This is a genomic window from Azospirillum brasilense, assembly GCF_005222205.1.
In the GTDB taxonomy this organism is placed as follows: Bacteria; Pseudomonadota; Alphaproteobacteria; order Azospirillales; family Azospirillaceae; genus Azospirillum; species Azospirillum brasilense_G.
Genome location: NZ_CP032346.1, coordinates 1,564,985 through 1,581,165, shown reverse-complemented (window position 1 = coordinate 1,581,165; position 16,181 = coordinate 1,564,985). Strand labels below are relative to the sequence as shown.

16 protein-coding genes and 2 tRNA genes are annotated in these 16,181 nt (G+C 71.3%); 9 read left to right on the top strand and 9 right to left on the bottom strand.

Annotation, left to right across the window (positions count from 1 at the left end; translation table 11 throughout):
* Nucleotides 1-168 precede the first annotated feature (168 nt).
* Nucleotides 169-1,092: a DMT family transporter gene (locus D3869_RS21150; RefSeq protein WP_137141774.1), complete on the bottom strand. Its 924-nt coding sequence runs from the start codon at nt 1,090-1,092 to the stop codon at nt 169-171.
* A gap of 116 nt (nt 1,093-1,208) precedes the next feature.
* Between D3869_RS21150 and D3869_RS21145 the strand changes: the two genes are divergently transcribed.
* A complete protein-coding gene (locus D3869_RS21145; RefSeq protein ID WP_247895821.1) occupies nt 1,209-2,072 on the top strand; it encodes a LysR substrate-binding domain-containing protein in 864 nt (287 codons plus the stop codon).
* A 136-nt stretch (nt 2,073-2,208) separates the two neighbouring features.
* Nucleotides 2,209-2,766 carry a glycine zipper 2TM domain-containing protein gene (locus tag D3869_RS21140; protein WP_137141772.1) on the top strand — a complete coding sequence of 186 codons (558 nt, stop codon included), beginning with the start codon at nt 2,209-2,211 and terminating at the stop codon, nt 2,764-2,766.
* A 125-nt stretch (nt 2,767-2,891) separates the two neighbouring features.
* Here the strand turns inward: D3869_RS21140 and D3869_RS21135 are convergent, their stop codons facing one another.
* Nucleotides 2,892-3,908: a 4-(cytidine 5'-diphospho)-2-C-methyl-D-erythritol kinase gene (locus D3869_RS21135; RefSeq protein ID WP_137141771.1), complete on the bottom strand. Its 1,017-nt coding sequence runs from the start codon at nt 3,906-3,908 to the stop codon at nt 2,892-2,894.
* Nucleotides 3,909-4,241: 333 nt separating this feature from the next.
* Here D3869_RS21135 and tyrS point away from each other — a divergent pair, with 333 nt between their 5' ends.
* Nucleotides 4,242-5,513 (top strand): tyrosine--tRNA ligase, encoded by a 1,272-nt coding sequence (gene tyrS / locus D3869_RS21130; protein ID WP_137141770.1) that lies wholly within the window; start codon nt 4,242-4,244, stop codon nt 5,511-5,513.
* 22 nt (nt 5,514-5,535) lie between these two features.
* On the opposite strand, the gene D3869_RS21125 is transcribed toward tyrS, so the two are convergent.
* The 4 genes from D3869_RS21125 to D3869_RS21110 form a co-directional block, all read right to left on the bottom strand.
* Nucleotides 5,536-8,469: a PAS domain S-box protein gene (locus tag D3869_RS21125; protein WP_175426543.1), complete on the bottom strand. Its 2,934-nt coding sequence runs from the start codon at nt 8,467-8,469 to the stop codon at nt 5,536-5,538.
* A gap of 254 nt (nt 8,470-8,723) precedes the next feature.
* Entirely contained in the window at nt 8,724-9,320 is a 597-nt protein-coding gene (locus D3869_RS21120) for a carbonic anhydrase (RefSeq protein ID WP_137141768.1), read from the bottom strand.
* A gap of 254 nt (nt 9,321-9,574) precedes the next feature.
* Entirely contained in the window at nt 9,575-9,748 is a 174-nt protein-coding gene (locus D3869_RS33195) for a hypothetical protein (protein ID WP_155903579.1), read from the bottom strand.
* 113 nt (nt 9,749-9,861) lie between these two features.
* Nucleotides 9,862-11,037: a mandelate racemase/muconate lactonizing enzyme family protein gene (locus D3869_RS21110; RefSeq protein WP_137141766.1), complete on the bottom strand. Its 1,176-nt coding sequence runs from the start codon at nt 11,035-11,037 to the stop codon at nt 9,862-9,864.
* 123 nt (nt 11,038-11,160) lie between these two features.
* On the opposite strand from D3869_RS21110, the gene D3869_RS21105 reads away from it, so the two are divergent.
* The gene (locus D3869_RS21105) at nt 11,161-12,084 is read left to right on the top strand and encodes a LysR family transcriptional regulator (protein WP_137141765.1); all 924 of its coding nucleotides are present in this window, start codon (nt 11,161-11,163) and stop codon (nt 12,082-12,084) included.
* Entirely contained in the window at nt 12,081-12,722 is a 642-nt protein-coding gene (locus D3869_RS21100) for a glutathione S-transferase family protein (RefSeq protein WP_137141764.1), read from the top strand. Before D3869_RS21105 ends, D3869_RS21100 begins: the two co-directional genes overlap by 4 nt.
* Nucleotides 12,723-12,811: 89 nt before the next feature.
* On the opposite strand, the gene D3869_RS33190 is transcribed toward D3869_RS21100, so the two are convergent.
* Nucleotides 12,812-12,949 (bottom strand): hypothetical protein, encoded by a 138-nt coding sequence (locus D3869_RS33190; protein WP_175426542.1) that lies wholly within the window; start codon nt 12,947-12,949, stop codon nt 12,812-12,814.
* A gap of 246 nt (nt 12,950-13,195) precedes the next feature.
* Here D3869_RS33190 and D3869_RS21095 point away from each other — a divergent pair, with 246 nt between their 5' ends.
* On the top strand, nt 13,196-14,194 hold the full coding sequence (locus D3869_RS21095) for an MBL fold metallo-hydrolase (RefSeq protein ID WP_137141763.1): 999 nt from the start codon (nt 13,196-13,198) through the stop codon (nt 14,192-14,194).
* Nucleotides 14,195-14,320: 126 nt separating this feature from the next.
* The gene (locus D3869_RS21090) at nt 14,321-14,527 is read left to right on the top strand and encodes a hypothetical protein (RefSeq protein ID WP_137141762.1); all 207 of its coding nucleotides are present in this window, start codon (nt 14,321-14,323) and stop codon (nt 14,525-14,527) included.
* 8 nt (nt 14,528-14,535) lie between these two features.
* On the opposite strand, the gene D3869_RS21085 is transcribed toward D3869_RS21090, so the two are convergent.
* Nucleotides 14,536-15,114, bottom strand: a complete 579-nt coding sequence (locus D3869_RS21085) for a hypothetical protein (RefSeq protein WP_137141761.1) — start codon at nt 15,112-15,114, stop codon at nt 14,536-14,538.
* A 219-nt stretch (nt 15,115-15,333) separates the two neighbouring features.
* On the opposite strand from D3869_RS21085, the gene D3869_RS21080 reads away from it, so the two are divergent.
* Both D3869_RS21080 and D3869_RS21075 read left to right on the top strand, forming a co-directional pair.
* A tRNA-Asn gene (locus D3869_RS21080) sits at nt 15,334-15,409 on the top strand.
* Nucleotides 15,410-15,413: 4 nt separating this feature from the next.
* Nucleotides 15,414-15,490 (top strand) — tRNA-Asp (locus tag D3869_RS21075).
* Nucleotides 15,491-15,522: 32 nt separating this feature from the next.
* On the opposite strand, the gene D3869_RS21070 is transcribed toward D3869_RS21075, so the two are convergent.
* A complete protein-coding gene (locus D3869_RS21070; RefSeq protein ID WP_137141760.1) occupies nt 15,523-16,128 on the bottom strand; it encodes a hypothetical protein in 606 nt (201 codons plus the stop codon).
* Nucleotides 16,129-16,181: the final 53 nt, after the last annotated feature.

Genomic DNA, 16,181 nt, shown 5'->3' with positions numbered 1-16,181 from the left:
GATCAGGACCAGGGTGGGCGAGACGGCGATGGTCGAGATGGTGGGCCTCCCGGCGTGTGGGCCTCAACAACAGGACGATGGAGAGTGGGGCGTCATGAAAACGTAACAATCGCAGGGCGCAACCTGATCCCCCGCGAAAGGCGTATCCCTTTTGCCGGGATGCGGCCCTTACCCCCGCGTCACCAGCCGGATGCCCAGCGCCACCGGCAGGATGCCCAGCAGGTCCCAGGGCTGCACCGTTTCGCCGAGCAGCGCCCAGCCGAACAGCATCCCGAGGGGCGGCATCAGGAAATGATAGGCGCTGGCCTCCGTGGCGCTCGTCCGTTGCAGCAGGCGGAACCACAGCAGATAGCCGCCGATCGACACCACCAGCGCCTGATAGACCAGCGACCCGGCGAAGCCGGCGGTCAGCCGGATCGACCCGGCGTCCTCCAGCAGCAGCCCGAGGGGCAACAGCGCCAGCCCCGCCGCCAGCACCTGCACCCCGGTGCCGGCGAGCAGCCCGGTTCGCGGCGCCAGCCGCTTGAACAGCAAGGTCCCCGCCGACAGCGCCACCAGAGCGCCGACCGCGAGCGCGATGCCCAGCGGCGCGTCGGTCCCGCTGCCCAGCCGTCCGCGCACCACCAGCGCCACCCCGGCCACCCCCAGCGCCAACCCCACCGCCTTGCGCCGGGTCATCGCCTCGCCCAGCAGCAGGGCGGCCAGCGCCGCGGTCAGCACCGGGTTCGCGCTGACGATCAGCGCCGTCAGGCCGGAGGACACGTGGGTCATGCCGCTGTAGCTCAGCCCCAGATAGAGCGCGTGGTTGAGCAGGCCGAGCAGCGCCAGCAGGCCGAGGGTTCGCCCGCCCATCCCCCGGTACTCGCCCCGCCACGCCGCAACGGCGGCCAGCAGCGCCCCGGCGATCAGGAAGCGGAAGGCCAGCAGCAGCAGCGGCGGGCAGTCGGCCAGCCCGATCTTCCCGGCGGCGAAGGCCGAACTCCAGGCGAGGCAGAAGGGAACGACCAGGGCGAGCGGCGCCGCCCGCGGGTCGGTCAGGGGTAAGGAATGCGTGGCGGCGTGCGTGGCGGCGTTCGTGACGGCGTTCGTCATGGCCGGTCCTCTCCCATGCGGAAGGCTGTGCGTCGGAGAGAGGATGGCGCGGAGCCTTTCCATTTGGAAATTGGATGATATCATCCATTGCATTCGAAATCTGAATGGTTGGTCCGATGCGCGAAATGGATCTGGGCCTGCTGCGCACCTTCGTATCGGTGGTGGATGCCGGTGGCTTCACGCGGGCCGGGGAACGGGTGCACAAGACGCAATCGACGGTCAGCCAGCAGATCCGCCGGCTGGAGGAGCAGGTCGGCCGGCCGCTCCTCGACCGCAACAGCCGCGCCGTCGCGCTGACCGACGACGGGGAGCGGCTGCTCGGCTACGCCCGCCGGCTGCTGGCGCTGAACGACGAGGCGAACGCCGTGCTGTCCGGACGCCCGGCGGCGGAGGTGGTGCGGCTCGGCGTGCCGGAGGATTACGCGGTGGAGCGGCTGCCCCGCCTGCTCGCCGACTTCGCGCGGGCGAACCGGCGGCTGCGGCTGGACGTGCGCTGCGACCTGTCGGTGCGGCTGCGCGCCGACGTGGACTGCGGCGACCTCGACATCGCCCTGGTCAAGCAGGAACCCGGCCACCCCGGCGCGCTGCGCGCGTGGCGGGAGCCGCTCTGCTGGGTCGGCCCGGCGGCGGAGGACCTGCACCGCGAGGACCCGCTGCCGCTGGTGCTGTTCCCCCAGGGCTGCGTCTACCGCAACCGCGCGGTGCATGAGCTGGAGCGCGCCGGACGGCGCTGGCGGGTGGCCTATTCCAGCCCCAACCACGCCGGGGTGCGCGCCGCGGTGTCCGGGGGGCTGGGCGTCAGCGTGCTTCCCCACAGCGCCCTGCCACCCGGCGCGCGCTTCCTCGGCGTGGCAGACGGCCTGCCCGCGCTGCCGGAGACGGAGCTGGCCCTGCTGACCGGAGGCGCGGCGCGGAGCGCGGGGGTGGAGATGGTCACCGCGCTGCTGACGGAAAGCCTTCCCGAACCGGTGTGGGCATGACGGGCCGGCGGGACGGGGCCAGGGACGGGTTACCTCTTTCACGCACCCCAAAAAGGTCACGCCCCTAGCGGCGGTCGGATGGATGAAGACGTCGCCCCCGGATGTTCATTCGGGTGAGACGTATCCTGGAGCCATCATGACGCACATTCGCTTCACCCCCAAAACCCTCGCCATCGCGCTGCTGGCCGGTGTGGCGGCCTTGGGCGCTGGAGCGTCCCCGGTCCTCGCCGACCCGCCGGACTGGGCGCCGGCACACGGCTGGCGCGCCAAGCAGGAGCGCCATCACGAGCGCGACCGCCATGACCGCGACCGGCACGAGCGGGCCCGCTATTACGAGCATGGCTACATCGACGGCGGTTATGGCGACGGGCGCGTGGTGATCGTCCGCCGGCCCCCGCCGGTGGTGGTCTACGAGGAGCCGCCGGTCGTGCATTACGCCCCGGCCCCCGTCTACATCGAGGAGCCGCCGCCGGTGATCGTCCAGCAGCGCCCGCGCGTGGTCCGCGCGGCGCCGCAGGTGGTGGAGTGCGGGCCGCTCGACGGCGACCTGATCGGCGTGCTGGGCGGTGCGGCGGTCGGCGGGCTGGTCGGCTCGCAGTTCGGGCGCGGCGACGGCAAGCTGGCGGCGACCGCCGCCGGCACGCTGGGCGGCGCCATGCTGGGTGGCGCGATGACGCGCGGCGGCGGCTGCTAAAGCGAACTTCCGTTCGCTTTAGACTCACATCGCCTCATTCGCCGGCGGGCTCCGGTCGCATGCGCGACCGGGACCGCCGTCGCGGTCCAAAGCGGATTGCAATCCGCTTTAAGCCCTTACAGAGGTCAACCGACGCCCCAGCCACCGGTGTCCGGGAAGGGGACCGGCGGCGGCGGGGCCGTGCTCGTCGCTGAGGGCGCCACCAACCCCGTGGGCAGCGGCGGCGCGTCCGCCGGGGTCGGCAGCAGGCGGGCGGCCCTCGTCCACCAGCGCGGCTGCGCCGCCTGGATCGACCGGGCGGCGGCGGCGGCGCGCTCCGCATCGGCGTAGAGGCCGAAGCAGGTCGCCCCGCTGCCCGACAGGCGGGCCAGCAGGCAGCCGTCCGTGCCGTCCAGCGCCTCCAGCACCGCGGCGATCACCGGAGCGACGGTCAGCGCCGGCTCGGTCAGGTCGTTGCGCCGTTCCTTCAGCAGCGCGGCCAGCGCCGCGGCGTCGGCGGGCGCTTCGGTGAAGCGGGCCGGGGCGGAGAAGCCCCCCCGGCGTGCCTTGAACACGGCGGGGGTCGGCACCGGCACGCCGGGGTTGACCAGCACCGCGAAGGTCTCCGGCAGGGCCGGCGCCTCCTCCAGCACCTCCCCCACGCCGCTGAAATAGCAGCTCCGCCCGGCGACGCAGACCGGCACGTCGGCGCCCAGCGACGCCGCGACCTCGTAGAGGCGCTGGTCGGCCACCGGCATGTCCCACAGCCGGGCCAGGGCGCGCAGCGTCGCCGCGGCGTCCGCCGAGCCGCCGCCGATTCCGGAGGCGATGGGCAGCATTTTCTCCAGCGCGATCATCGCGTCGGCCTCACGCCCCAGCCGGGCGGCCAGCGCGTAAGCGGCGCGGATGACGAGGTTCTGTGCCGGATTCTCGCCCATCAGCGCCGGGCCGAAGGGGCCGGAGATGGCCAGCCTCGGCCCGACCGGCGGCAGGTCGGCCCCGCGCAGCGCGATCCGCGCCACGCCCGGCTGCACCGTGACCCGGTCCGCCACGTCGGCGAAGGCGACGAGGCTGTCCAGCTCGTGATAGCCGTCGTCGCGGCGGCCCACCACATGCAGATAGAGGTTCAGCTTGGCCGGCGCGGCTTCGGCGATGGCGCTCATGGTCGGGTCCCCGCAAACGAAAAACCCTTCCTCCCGACAGGGGGAAGACGGGCTTTATGCGGCATGGGTGCGGCGAGCGCCAGACCCCACATGGCCGGCCACCGGACAAAGGATCGGCACCGGCGCGTCATCCACCCTTGACGCCTCGCCCCCGCGCGCCTAGCTTTCCGGCCATGACGACGCGCACGCACCATTCCAGCCGCTATTATCCGCTGCTCCCATAGGGCGGCGCGTTCAGTCTTGACCATATGAACCATGCCGCCGCGGACCGGCGGCATGTGCTTCGACAGATGATCTCCGGGACGCGGCCCTTCCCTTCCGGAGATCAGCACCATGGCGACCCCCGCCGCTTCCAGCCCCTTCCAGTCCGACTTCCTGCGCGTGCTCGACGAGCGCGGATTCCTGCACCAGGGCAGCGACCTGTCGGGCCTCGACGCCCTGCTGCGCCGGGGGCCGGTTGGCGCCTACATTGGCTTCGACGCCACGGCGGACAGCCTGCATGTCGGGCATCTCGTGTCGATCATGGTGCTGCGCTGGTTCCAGAAGACCGGCAACCGGCCCGTCGTGCTGATCGGCGGCGGCACCACGCGCATCGGCGACCCCAGCTTCCGCGACACCAGCCGCCCCATGCTGGACGACGCGCAGATCGCCGCCAACATGGGTGGCATCGGCCGGGCCTTCACGCAGTACCTGTCCTTTGGCGAGGAAGCGAACGGCGCGGAGATGGTCGACAACGCCGACTGGCTGGACGAGCTGCGCTACATCCCGATGCTGCGCGACATCGGGCGGCATTTCACCGTCAACCGGATGCTGAGCTTCGACTCCGTCAAGCTGCGGCTCGACCGCGAGCAGCCGCTGACCTTCCTGGAGTTCAACTATATGATTCTCCAGGCCTTCGACTTCCTGGAGCTGTCGCGCCGCCACGGCTGCCGGCTGCAGATGGGCGGGTCGGACCAGTGGGGCAACATCGTCAACGGGATCGAGCTGGCCCGCCGCGTCGACGGGACGGAGCTGTTCGGCCTGACCACGCCGCTGCTGACCACTGCGTCGGGCGCCAAGATGGGCAAGACGGCGGCGGGGGCGGTGTGGCTGAACGCCGACCGGCGCAGCCCGCACGATTTCTGGCAGTTCTGGCGCAACACGGAGGACGCCGACGTCGGCCGCTTCCTGCGCCTGTTCACCGAACTTCCGCTGGACGAGATCGCCCGGCTGGAAGCCCTCCGGGGCTCAGAGATCAACGAGGCCAAGAAGATCCTCGCCCATGAGGCGACATCCCTCTGCCACGGCGCGGCCGCGGCGGCCGAGGCCGGGGAGACCGCCCGCCGCGTCTTCGAGGAGGCCGGGGCCGGCGATGGCCTGCCGACGGTGGAGGCCGCCCGCGCCGACCTCGCCGCCGGCGTCCGTCTGGCCGACCTGCTGGCCGCCGCCGGGCTCGCCGAATCCAAGGGCGCGGCACGGCGGCTGATCCGCGACGGCGGGGCGCGGGTGAACGGCACCCCCGTCACCGACGAGGCGGCGCTTCTGACCCTGGCGGACCTCAACGGCGAGGGGCTGATCCGCCTGTCCGCCGGCCGCAAGCGCCACGCGTTGGCCCGGGTTCGGTGAGCGGAGCCGAAGCCGGGCGCCCTCAGCGGCCCCCGGCTTCGGCCACCACCTGCTTCAGGTGATGGGACGACACCGGCTTGTGCAGGATGGCGAAGCCGCTGCGCTGGGCCTCGACGATGCGTTCGGGGGCGGTGTCGCCGGTCAGGATGATGCTGGGGATCGCCGCCCGGCAGTGGGCGTGGATGGCGCGCAGCGCCTCCGGCCCGGTCTTGCCGTGGCGCAGCCGGTAGTCGGCCAGGATGACGTCCGGCCGCCGCCCGGCCTCGTCGAGCAGGCGGATCGCCTCGTCCCCGGCGGTGGCGGCGATGACCTCGTAGCCCCAGCCCTCCAGCATGGCGCGCAGTCCCATCAGGATGATCACCTCGTCGTCGATGATCAGGACGAGCCGGCTCCCACCGCCCTCCGTCCGGCCGACCGCGGGAACGGTCGTCACCGGGGGGCGGGGCGGCTCGGCGGCGGGAACCGTGACCAGGAAGGACGACCCGCTGCCCGGCCGCGACCGCAGGGTGACGGAATGGCCGAGCAGAGCGCACAGCCGCCGCACGATGGCCAGACCGAGGCCCAGCCCCTTCTCGCGGTCGCGCTCCGGGTTGCCGAGCTGGGTGAACTCCTCGAAGATGTCCTCCTGGCGGTCCGGCGGGATGCCGGCGCCGCTGTCGCACACGGCGATGTGGAAGCGGCGGCGCGACCGCCGCACGCCCAGAACCACCCCGCCCCGCCCGGTGTAGCGCAGCGCGTTGTCCAGCAGGTTGCGCACGACGCGCTCCAGCAGCATGGGATCGCTGCGCGCGTGGAGCGTGGTCGGGGCGACGCGCAGGGTCAGGCCGCGCCGCGCCGCCTCCGGCGCGTATTCGGCGGCGAGGCGTTCGAAGAGGGGCTGGATCGCCACGGTGGTGATCACCGGCTCGACCACCCCGGCGTCGAGCTTGGAGATGTCCAGCAAGCCGTCGAGCAGACGCTTCAGCGCCTCCAGCGCCTGCTGCATGGTCTTCAGCGTGCCGTGGGCCGGGGTGCCCAGCGTCTGCTCGCCCAGCGCGGAGGTGAGGAAGAACAGCGACTGCACCGGCTGGCGAAGGTCGTGGCTGGCCGCGGCGAGGAAGCGCGACTTCGCCCGGTTGGCCCGCTCCGCCTGCTCCTTGGCGCGGCGCAGCGCCGATTCGGTGCGCTTGCGCTCGGTGATGTCGCGCAGGATGGCGGTGAAGAAGCGGTCGCCGCCGTCGCTCCAGGCCGACAGCGACAGCTCCAGCGGCACCGCCAGCCCGTCGCGCCGCCGCCCCTCGACCTCGCGCGCGACGCCGCCGGCCAGCCGGTCCGTGCTGAGAGGCTCCGAAACGAGGCCGTCCGGGATCAACCGGCGCACGTCCGTCCCGACCGCGTCGGCCGGGCGATGGCCGAAGATGCGCTCCGCGCCGCGGTTGTAGGTGTGCACCGTGCCCCTGGCGTCCACCAGAAGGATCGCGTCGGCGGCGGTTTCCAGCAGGGAGCGGTGGCGCTCCACGGCCCGCCGGATCGCCCGTTCGTCCTCCTTGCGGCGGGTCACGTCCTGGGCGTAGACGGCCAGCCGGTCGCCGGTGGCGAACAGGCGCAGGGCGTACCAGTCGCCACCGCTCCCTTCCTCACCGCCTTGCCGTTCGACGCCGCCCAGCCGGATTTCGAATTCCTCCGGCTCTCCCCGGTCCAGCGCGTCGCGGAAGCGCGCGGTGAAGGGCTCGGCCACGCCGGGCGGCAGCAGAGCCACGAAGACATGGCCCACGAGGTCCCCGCCGTCGCCGAACAGGCGCGCCGCCTTCTCATTGGCGAAGGTCACGCGGCCCTCATGGTCCAATTCCACCACCGCGTCGGTCGAGGCGGCGAGGATCGCGGCCATGCGGTGTTCCGCGGCGTGGGCGGCGTCGCGGGCCAGTTCCCGCGCCTGAAGCTCCTGCGCCATGGAGTCGAAGGCGCGGCCCAAGGCACCGATCTCCGACCGGTCGGCCGGCCGGCCGATCCGCGCGCTCCGGTCCCCGGCGCTCCAGCGCTCCACCACCCGCTTCAGCCGGGCCACCGGGCGCAGCACGAACAGGCGCGCGCCGACCCAGGCGGCGGCCAGGGACAGCGCCGCCGCCAGCGCCAGCAGGAAGGCGCTCCGCTCGGCCGCGGCGGTGACGGGGCGCAGCGCCTCCGTCCGGTCCAGCCCGACCGCCAGGAACAGCTCGCGGACCTTCTGGTCCACCGGCGCGTAGGCCATGATCCGCGGCTCGCCATCCAGGCCGGCGACCTCCGCCACGCCGTCGGACGGCGCCCGCAGCAGAGCCATCAGCGGCTCGGGCAGCGGCTTGCCCACCCGCTGGTCGTCGCTGCCGGGGAAGCGGCCCAGCACGGTGCCGTTGCGGTCGGCCAGCACCAGCATGGCGTTCGGCGGCAGCGGCTTTTCCGCCAGATACTCGCGCAGCCATCCGGCGTCGAGCGCGATGGACACCACCCCCGCCATGCGGCCCGTCCCGTCGGCGTAGGGGGCGGCGAAGGGCAGCACGGGACGCCCGTCCGTCCGCCGCACCGCGTAGTCGCCGACGACGAAGCCCTGCCCGTAGAGCGCCATGCGGATGTGCGGCAGCGCCGCCACCATCAGGCCGTTCAGCTTGGCGTCGCTGGCGCAGCGGACCGCGCCGTCGAGGTCGGTCAGCGCGATTCCCTTCACCCGCGGCAGCCGGTCGCGCAGGCGGTTCAGGGTGGAGGAGCATTGCTGCGGGTCGACGGCCAGCCGCGGCGCCAATTCGGCCACCGTCACCAGCACGCCGCGCATGCCCTCCACGACCCGCTGCTGCTCGTCCTGGATCAGGGTCAGCAAGCGGCGGGCCTCCGCCTCGGCCTGCCGCTCCCCCGCCTCGATGGCGGTCAGGCTGTTGTGGGCCAGGATGCCGATGGCCGGCAGGCTGGCGAGAAGAACGAGCAGGACAAGGCGTGTGAGAATGCTCATCGGCGGCCCGGGAACAGCACGGCGGAAGGGAACGGCAAAACCCTGCACTTCCCAAGGGACGAACGGCACCCCGGGTCCGATGCACGCCGTCATACCCGCGGCAACGGTGTCCCGCTACCCCGCCGGCCACATCCTTACCTTGCGTTTACCAAAAGGAGGGGCCGCGCTCAACCGACTATTTCGCATACGAATTATAGAGGCGCCGGAGGAACGGGCGTCCGACACCCCGGCGCCACGGGATTGTCCGCCCGTCCTCAGGCGGAGTCGGCGATGGATTCGACGCTGCCGTCGAGCGCCATCAACAGCAGTTCCACCTTCAGGTCGGGGTGCCGTTCCTTGATCGCGGCGCCCAGCGCCCGGAGCTGTTCGGCGTGGACGGCGGTCTCCTTTTCCGGGTCCGCCATCAAGTCCGCCGCCAGATCCGTCCCCAGGAAGACGCGGTAGGCGCCGCAGTCGCGGTGGTCCATGACCATGACGCGCCTGATCCGGTGCAACTGCCTGGCGACCGCCACCTGGTCCCAGAACGCCTCGCCCCACGCCTTCTTCCGGTCGGTCAGGGCGCCCAGCGACGCGCCGGCCAGGATCACATGGTCGTAGCGGTTGGTCAGCCCGCGCCCGTCCATGTAGCGGCCGATGTCGTCGATCAGCCGGTAATCCATGCAGGAGAGCAGAAGCGCCTCCACCTCGCCGGTGGGCTGGGCGGCGCGCGCGGCGCCGGCGGTCAGGGGCGCCATCAGCGCGGCCCCGGCGCCCAGCGCGGCGATCTTCAGGAAGGTCCGGCGGGAGTCGTGCCGAAGGCCGCCGCAGCAGGTCGAGCCGAAGTCGATTCCGGAGCTTTGTCGGTGTTGCATGAGGTCTCCACGTCGTTGAGGTTTCGTGGGGCCGAACGCCCATGGAGACCGCAGTACAGCACCGCTTCCGAGACAGCATTATTCGTGAACGAATCTTTCATGGACCAGAAGGGCACAACATGATGACAGGACGATCTGGATAAATTGGAACGAGAACCTTCGGTCCGTCCACTGGACGCCAAAAAGAAACGGGCCGCTTCCCGGATGGGAAACGGCCCGTTCGGCATGGTGCTGCCGGTGTTGCGTTGCTGGTATCAGCCGCGGGTGCTGCCCGAAGCCCGGTCGCCCGTGGCGACCGTGTCGCTGGCAGGCTTCTGCGTGCCGGCGCTGGCGCTGTGGCTGGAGGAGCAGTCCGCGCTGGCGACCCCCGCCGTCAGGAGGGCGGCGAGACCGAACAGAACGGCTACCGGCTTGGCTCCATGAGACATTGGATCACCTCCTTTCAAATCTGTTGAACACCGCAACAGCATGTGAGGACGATCCGACGCGAGTCAACGCCTTATACCGCCCGTACAGGGTGCGGCGCGCGACGGAGACCGCCTCAGTTCGCCGTCTCCAGCGCCTCCCGCATGGTACGGAACAGCTCCGCCTTGTCCTCGAAGCCGATGCCCGGCAGCTCCGGCAGGCGGACGCGCCCGTCCTCGACCGCGATGCTGTCGGCGAAGCCGCAGAAGGGCTTGAACACGTCCGGATAGGACTCGTTGCCGCCCAGATGCAGGCCGGCGGCGATGTTCAGCGACATCTGGTGGCCGCCATGCGGCACCACGCGGCGGCTCGACCAGCCGTTCTCCGCCAGCATGTCCAGCGTGCGCATGTACTCGACGAGGCCGTAGCTGAGCGCGCAGTCGAACTGCAGCCAGTCGCGGTCCGGGCGCATGCCGCCGTGGCGGATCAGGTTGCGGGCGTCCTGGTGGCTGAACAGGTTCTCGCCCGTCGCCATGGGACCGTCATAGTGGTTGGCCAACTCGGCCTGGAGCGCGTAGTCGAGCGGGTCGCCGGCCTCCTCGTACCAGAAGAGATTGTAGGGCTTCAGCGCCTCGGCGTAGGCGATGGCGGTCTTCAGGTCGAAGCGGCCGTTGGCGTCGACGCAGAGGTTCCGACCGTCGCCGACCACCTCCAGCACCGCCTCGATGCGGCGCAGGTCGTCCTCCAGCGAGGTGGCGCCGATCTTCATCTTCACGACCTTGTAGCCGCGGTCGCGGTAGCTGCGCATCTCGTCCTGGAGCGCCTCCACCCCCTTGCCGGGGTAGTAGTAGCCGCCCGCGGCGTAGACCCAGACCGACTCGTCGGCCACGCCGCCGCGGTAGCGGTCGGCGAGCAGGCGGTAGAGCGGCTTGCCGGCGATCTTCGCCACGGCGTCCCACACCGCCATGTCGATGGTGCCCACCGCGACCGAGCGTTCGCCGTGGCCGCCCGGCTTCTCGTTGGTCATCAGCCGCGCCCAGATCTTGAACGGGTCCAGGTTGCCGTTCGCCTCGTCGATCAGGCTGTCGGGCGTGGCCGAGGTCAGGCGGGGGATGAAGCGCTCGCGCATCAGGCCGCCGGCGCCGTAGCGTCCGTTGGAGTTGAAGCCGTAGCCGATCACCGGCTTGCCGTCGCGCACCACGTCGGTGATGACCGCCACGGTGGAGCAGGTCATCTGGCTGAAGTCGATGTAGGCGTTGGCGATGTCGGACTTGATGCCGACGGTCTTTTCCCGGATCTCCACGATGCGCATGGCGCTGCTTCCCTTTGGCTTTTCCGATGCCCTGGGCCGCAGGATAGGGATGGACGGGACCGCCGGGCCAATGCCAGTTTCCAATCGCGTGATGCGCGTCCGGCATGGGCTGATGAGTCACCGATGGAACTGAACTGGCTCGAGGACTTCCTCGCCCTCGCGGAGTGCGGCAACTTCTCCCGCGCGGCGCAGCGGCGCAACCTGACCCAGCCGGCCTTCAGCCGCCGCATCCGTGCGCTGGAGGACTGGACCGGCACGCCTCTGTTCGACCGCAGCACCCAGCCGGTCGGGCTGACCGAGGCCGGGCGCCGCTTCCGCCCCTTCGCCGACGAAACGGTGCGCCGCCTTCTGCAAGGGCGGGAGGAGGCGCGGCTGGCCGGCGGGGCGGCGGCCACGGCGCTGCGCTTCGCGGCGACCCACGCGCTGTCGCTGACCTTCTTCCCGACTTGGCTGAGCCGGCTGGAGGGACAGGCGCGGCTGGGCGCCATCCATCTGCTGTCCGACAGCATGCAGGCCTGCGAGCAGGTCATGACCCAGGGGCAGGCGCAGTTCCTGCTGTGCCACGCCCATGCGGCGGCCCCCTCCCGGCTGGAGGGCGGGGCCTTCCGCTCGGCCGCGGTGGGGAGCGACCGCTTGGTGCCGGTCTGCGCACCGGACGAGGCGGGCGCGCCGCGCTATCCCTTGTCCGGCGGTGGGTCCGCCCTGCCCCATCTCGCCTACAGCCCGGAATCGGGCATGGGACGCATCGTCACGGCGGCGCGCGGCGGCTTTCCGGCGCCTCTGGCGCTCGATACCGTTTTCACCTCGCACCTCGCCGCGGTGCTGCGCACACTGGCCCGCGACGGGCGCGGCGTGGCGTGGCTGCCGGACAGCCTGATCGGTGACGACGTGGCGCAGGGACGGCTGGTGCGGGCCGGCGGGACGGGTTGGGAAATCCCGGTGGAGGTCCGCCTCTACCGCCCGCGCGCGCGCCAGAGCCCGGCGGCGGAAGCCTTTTGGGCTTTGGCGGCGGAACAGGCACCCCAGGATGGGAGGGATCGGGAATGAGCGGAGCGGGCTACAGGCTTTACGGCGCCCCCGGCTGGGGGTCCGTCCTGGCCGAAGCGATGCTGGTCCAGTGCGGCGCGCCCTTCGTCTTCAAAAATGTCGAGGGCTTCGACGCGCCGGGCGAGGCGCGGCAGACGCTGCTGGCGCTGAACCCGCTGGGGCAGATTCCCACCCTGGTCCTGCCGGACGGGACGGTGATGACGGAAAGCGCGGCCATCGCGCTGCTGCTGGCCGAACGGCATCCGGAATCCGGACTGGCCCCGCCGCCGGACTCGCCGGAGCGCGCGGCCTTCCTGCGGCTGCTGGTCTGGCTGGTGGCCAACGTCTACCCGACCTTCACCTACGGCGATTACCCGGAGCGCTGGGTGACGGAGACCCCGGAGGCGCTCGGTGCGGCGATGGTGGAGCACCGCAAGACGCTGTGGCTCTGGCTGGAATCGCAGTTGGGCGAAGGCCCGTGGGTGTTGGGGGAGCGCTTCAGCGCGCTCGACATCTACGTCGGGGCAATGGTGCATTGGCGCCCCCGCCGCGCCTGGTTCACAGAGCATTGCCCGAAGCTCTCGGGCGTGGCGGAGCGGGTCCTGGCCCTGCCGACCCTGGAACCGGTCTGGAACCGGAACTTCACGCCGGCGTCCTGAACCGGGACGCACCGCGTTGATACAGCACGGGGGCGACCGCTGGGCCGCCCCCGTTCAACATTCAGCGTTCGTGACCCGGCGCTCGCCAATCAACGCTCGTTGATGGAGCGATACACGATGTAGGCCGGCGTCGCGCGCAGCCAGGCGGCGAGGAACTCGCGGACGGCCTGGAGGGCGGAGGACGGGGCGCGGTCGCTGCCGATGTGGGTGTAGGTCGAGCTGTTCATGATGGTCTCCAATCGTTGGGAGGCGTTATCGGGGGCGTTGTTCGTTGAGACCAATATGCTCTGGTATACCTAATACCACACGCGCGCTTATTGCAGGGCAGACCCCAAAAAACGCAACGCTTTCAATGCTTTAAATAACTGACGTTCAGGTTTGCGAACTGTTTCGCTGACGAACGCCGCGTTCCTGCCGCATCGCGGAAGACGGCGGTCTAGCCAAAGCCGCCGCACCACCCCACTTCTCGTGTCATGCCGCGCGACGACAGCCAGCCCCGCTTTCCCGCCGTTCCGTCCGATCACTGGGACGGGCGCCGTTTCTTCAACCCGCACGCCGACACGGACAAGGGCCCGCGCGATCTGTGGCGGCTCTACAAGGCGCGCGGCCCGCGCTGGACGCCGCCGGACCCGGAGCCGCCCCGCCCCTTCCGCCCTGTCACACCGGCGCGCGGCGAGGTCGCGGTCACCTTCATCGGGCAGGCGACCTTCCTGATCCAGATCGGCGGAGCCGCCTTCCTGACCGATCCCGTCTATTCCGACCATGCCGGTCCCTTCGGGCGGCTGGGGCCGAAGCGGGTGCGCCCGCCCGCGGTGCGGATGGAGGATCTGCCGGCCATCGACGCGGTGCTGCTCAGCCACAACCACTACGACCATCTCGACGCCCCGACGCTCCGCCATCTGGCGCGGCGGCGCGGCGTGCCGCAGGTGATGACGGGGCTCGGCAACGGCCCGATGATGCGCCGCGCCGGCTTCGACGCGGTGCATGAGCTGGACTGGTGGGACAGCCTGCCCGGCCCGCACGGCACCCGCATCACCTTCGTCCCGGCGCAGCACTGGTCCGCCCGCAGCCCCTTCGACCGGCGCAAGACCCTGTGGGGCGGCTTCGTGGTGGAGACGCCGGAGTCCGCCGTCTATTTCGCGGGCGACAGCGGCTATTGCCCGCATTTCCGGGAGATCGGGCGGCGGTTCGGCGCGATCGACGTCGCCCTGCTGCCGATCGGCGCCTACGAGCCGCGCTGGTTCATGGCCGCCCAGCACATGAACCCGGCCGACGCCGTGCGGGCGCACCGCGACCTGGGGGCGCGGCACAGCGTCGCCATGCATTTCGGCACCTTCCAGCTCACCGCCGAGGGCATCGACGCCCCGATCCGGGCGCTGCACCACGCGCTGGCCGAGCAGGCGGTCGATCCCGCCCGTTTCGCCGTCCCCGGCTTCGGCGAACCCCTGCGCTTCCGCCGCCCTCCGACCTAGTTCCCTGCCGAGTGGATGGGGGGATTCGCCCTGCGGCCTATGGCGCAAGCGTCATGGACGGGACCGCGCGGATCGGAGTAACGCCTTCAGGGGCAGCACCCACCACACAGGCGGAGCCGGGCGCAAATGCAGTTGGAAATCAGTGCCTTCGTCAGTTCTCTCGACAGCGAATCGGACCATGGTCCCGACGCGCTGGAGCGGGTGCGGGACAGCATGCGATCCTTGGTGGACACGCTCGCCGCGCTGAACCTGGGCATCGTTCTGGAAGTGCGCGACGTGCAGCGTCTGCAAACCGTCGCACGCATCGTGCAGGCCGAGGCGCCGAACCGCTGACCGCCCGGTTATCGCCGCAGCGGGCAGGCCCGGCGGGCCAGCCGGGCGTTCAGGTCGCCGGTGTCCACCACCGGCTCGCCCTGGCTGCGCATCACGAAACCGAAGGTGTCCATCACGCGGTCCAGGACGATCTCCTGGTCGTCCGGGCGGCGGCTGACCATCACCACGGCGTAGCCGGCGGAGCGGGCCACCGCCGGCTCGCCGCGCAGGCCGCGCACGCCCCAGCCGGCCAGCGCGCTCTTGCAGCGGAACAGCTCCACCGACAGGCCGGCGCCGCCGGTCGCCCCGGCCACCACATAGCCGGCGGCCACCGCCAGCGGGGCCAGCAGCCCATCCCAGTCCAGGCAGTCCTCCCGCGACACCCACATGCCGCCGACCGAGCAGGGGGCGGCGCCGATGGCCTCGCCCAGCCCGGCGCGGAAGGCGCGCAGCACCTCGACCGCCTCCGTTGCGGGCATCGGCTCCACCCGGTCGCCGTCCGGCATCAGCATCAGGCGCCCGGCCCATTCGGTGGAGGGGGGAAGCTGCTCGGTGAGGCGGGCGAGAAGGGCTTCGCGCGCCTGGGCGAAGGGAACGACCTTGGACATGGCGGACGGGGACCAGCGGCAGGGGATGGAGACGGGAACCGGCGCCGGAAGGAAGCGAAAGCCGCGCCCCCTGTCAACCGGCGCGCGAGGCTTTCGCCACATTTCCGCCCCATTGTCACGGCCCTGCATCGCCGCCGCGGGCGTCGCTCGAAAAATTCTGCCGACAGTCCGTTTTCCCCTTGCCAGCCCCCGGAAAGGGGCTTATAAGCCGGCCTCCGTTCCGGATTAGCTCAGTCGGTAGAGCAGCGGACTGTTAATCCGCGTGTCGCTGGTTCGAGTCCAGCATCCGGAGCCATATTGCGGGTGTAGCTCAGTTGGTTAGAGCGCCGGCCTGTCACGCCGGAGGCCGCGGGTTCAAGTCCCGTCACTCGCGCCACCTTCCCTCCTCGGTGGCTTTCTCCTCTTCCCTCATCGCATCACGGTGACCGTGGCAGCCTCCGTCCGGCTGATGACCACCTCGTCGCCGGGCTTCACCGTCTCCAGCCCCTGCACGTCCGGCGGCACCGGAACCGTGCGCGTGCGGCCCTGCGGCCCGCGCAGCGTGACCGTCCGCCGGTTGAGGTCGATGGCCTCGACGACCTCGGTCACCTGGGTCGTGGTGATCGCCGACGCGCGCGGCATCTCGCCGACCGCGGCGCGGTCCGTGCTGCTCCGCTGAACGGCGCCCGGCCCGCCGCCCGGCGGCTGGGTGACGATGTTGGTCAGGCGGGCGTACTCGATCTGCACGGTGTCGCCGACCTTGATGCGGTCGAAGTTCCGCACCCCGCTTCCGGCGGTCACCGCCTCCTCCCGCCCGTCCTGGAATTGCAGGATCACCGTCCGCGCCGCCTTGTCGACGCCGCGGACCTTGGCGGTGGAGCGGACATTCTCGACCATGGACAGGCGCGGCGTGGGATCGGCGCTCGCCGGGGCCATGGCGGCGGACGGCGGCGCGGTTTCGGAGGCCGGCGCGCAGCCGGCCAGGACCGCGCCGGTCAGGAACACCGCAAGGATGGCACGGACTCGGCGCTTCATGGATCGTCTCCGCCTGTGTTTGGGTCGCTTGGATGGTTGGGTCGTCCGGACGG

Bases quoted from the DNA above. Each gene is read 5' to 3' on its own strand.
- D3869_RS21150 (WP_137141774.1), bottom strand. From the start codon at position 1,092: ATGACGAACGCCGTCACGAACGCCGCCACGCACGCCGCCACGCATTCC.
- D3869_RS21145 (WP_247895821.1), top strand. From the start codon at position 1,209: ATGCGCGAAATGGATCTGGGCCTGCTGCGCACCTTCGTATCGGTGGTG.
- D3869_RS21140 (WP_137141772.1), top strand. From the start codon at position 2,209: ATGACGCACATTCGCTTCACCCCCAAAACCCTCGCCATCGCGCTGCTG.
- D3869_RS21135 (WP_137141771.1), bottom strand. From the start codon at position 3,908: ATGAGCGCCATCGCCGAAGCCGCGCCGGCCAAGCTGAACCTCTATCTG.
- tyrS (WP_137141770.1), top strand. From the start codon at position 4,242: ATGGCGACCCCCGCCGCTTCCAGCCCCTTCCAGTCCGACTTCCTGCGC.
- D3869_RS21125 (WP_175426543.1), bottom strand. From the start codon at position 8,469: ATGAGCATTCTCACACGCCTTGTCCTGCTCGTTCTTCTCGCCAGCCTG.
- D3869_RS21120 (WP_137141768.1), bottom strand. From the start codon at position 9,320: ATGCAACACCGACAAAGCTCCGGAATCGACTTCGGCTCGACCTGCTGC.
- D3869_RS33195 (WP_155903579.1), bottom strand. From the start codon at position 9,748: ATGTCTCATGGAGCCAAGCCGGTAGCCGTTCTGTTCGGTCTCGCCGCC.
- D3869_RS21110 (WP_137141766.1), bottom strand. From the start codon at position 11,037: ATGCGCATCGTGGAGATCCGGGAAAAGACCGTCGGCATCAAGTCCGAC.
- D3869_RS21105 (WP_137141765.1), top strand. From the start codon at position 11,161: ATGGAACTGAACTGGCTCGAGGACTTCCTCGCCCTCGCGGAGTGCGGC.
- D3869_RS21100 (WP_137141764.1), top strand. From the start codon at position 12,081: ATGAGCGGAGCGGGCTACAGGCTTTACGGCGCCCCCGGCTGGGGGTCC.
- D3869_RS33190 (WP_175426542.1), bottom strand. From the start codon at position 12,949: ATGAACAGCTCGACCTACACCCACATCGGCAGCGACCGCGCCCCGTCC.
- D3869_RS21095 (WP_137141763.1), top strand. From the start codon at position 13,196: ATGCCGCGCGACGACAGCCAGCCCCGCTTTCCCGCCGTTCCGTCCGAT.
- D3869_RS21090 (WP_137141762.1), top strand. From the start codon at position 14,321: ATGCAGTTGGAAATCAGTGCCTTCGTCAGTTCTCTCGACAGCGAATCG.
- D3869_RS21085 (WP_137141761.1), bottom strand. From the start codon at position 15,114: ATGTCCAAGGTCGTTCCCTTCGCCCAGGCGCGCGAAGCCCTTCTCGCC.
- D3869_RS21070 (WP_137141760.1), bottom strand. From the start codon at position 16,128: ATGAAGCGCCGAGTCCGTGCCATCCTTGCGGTGTTCCTGACCGGCGCG.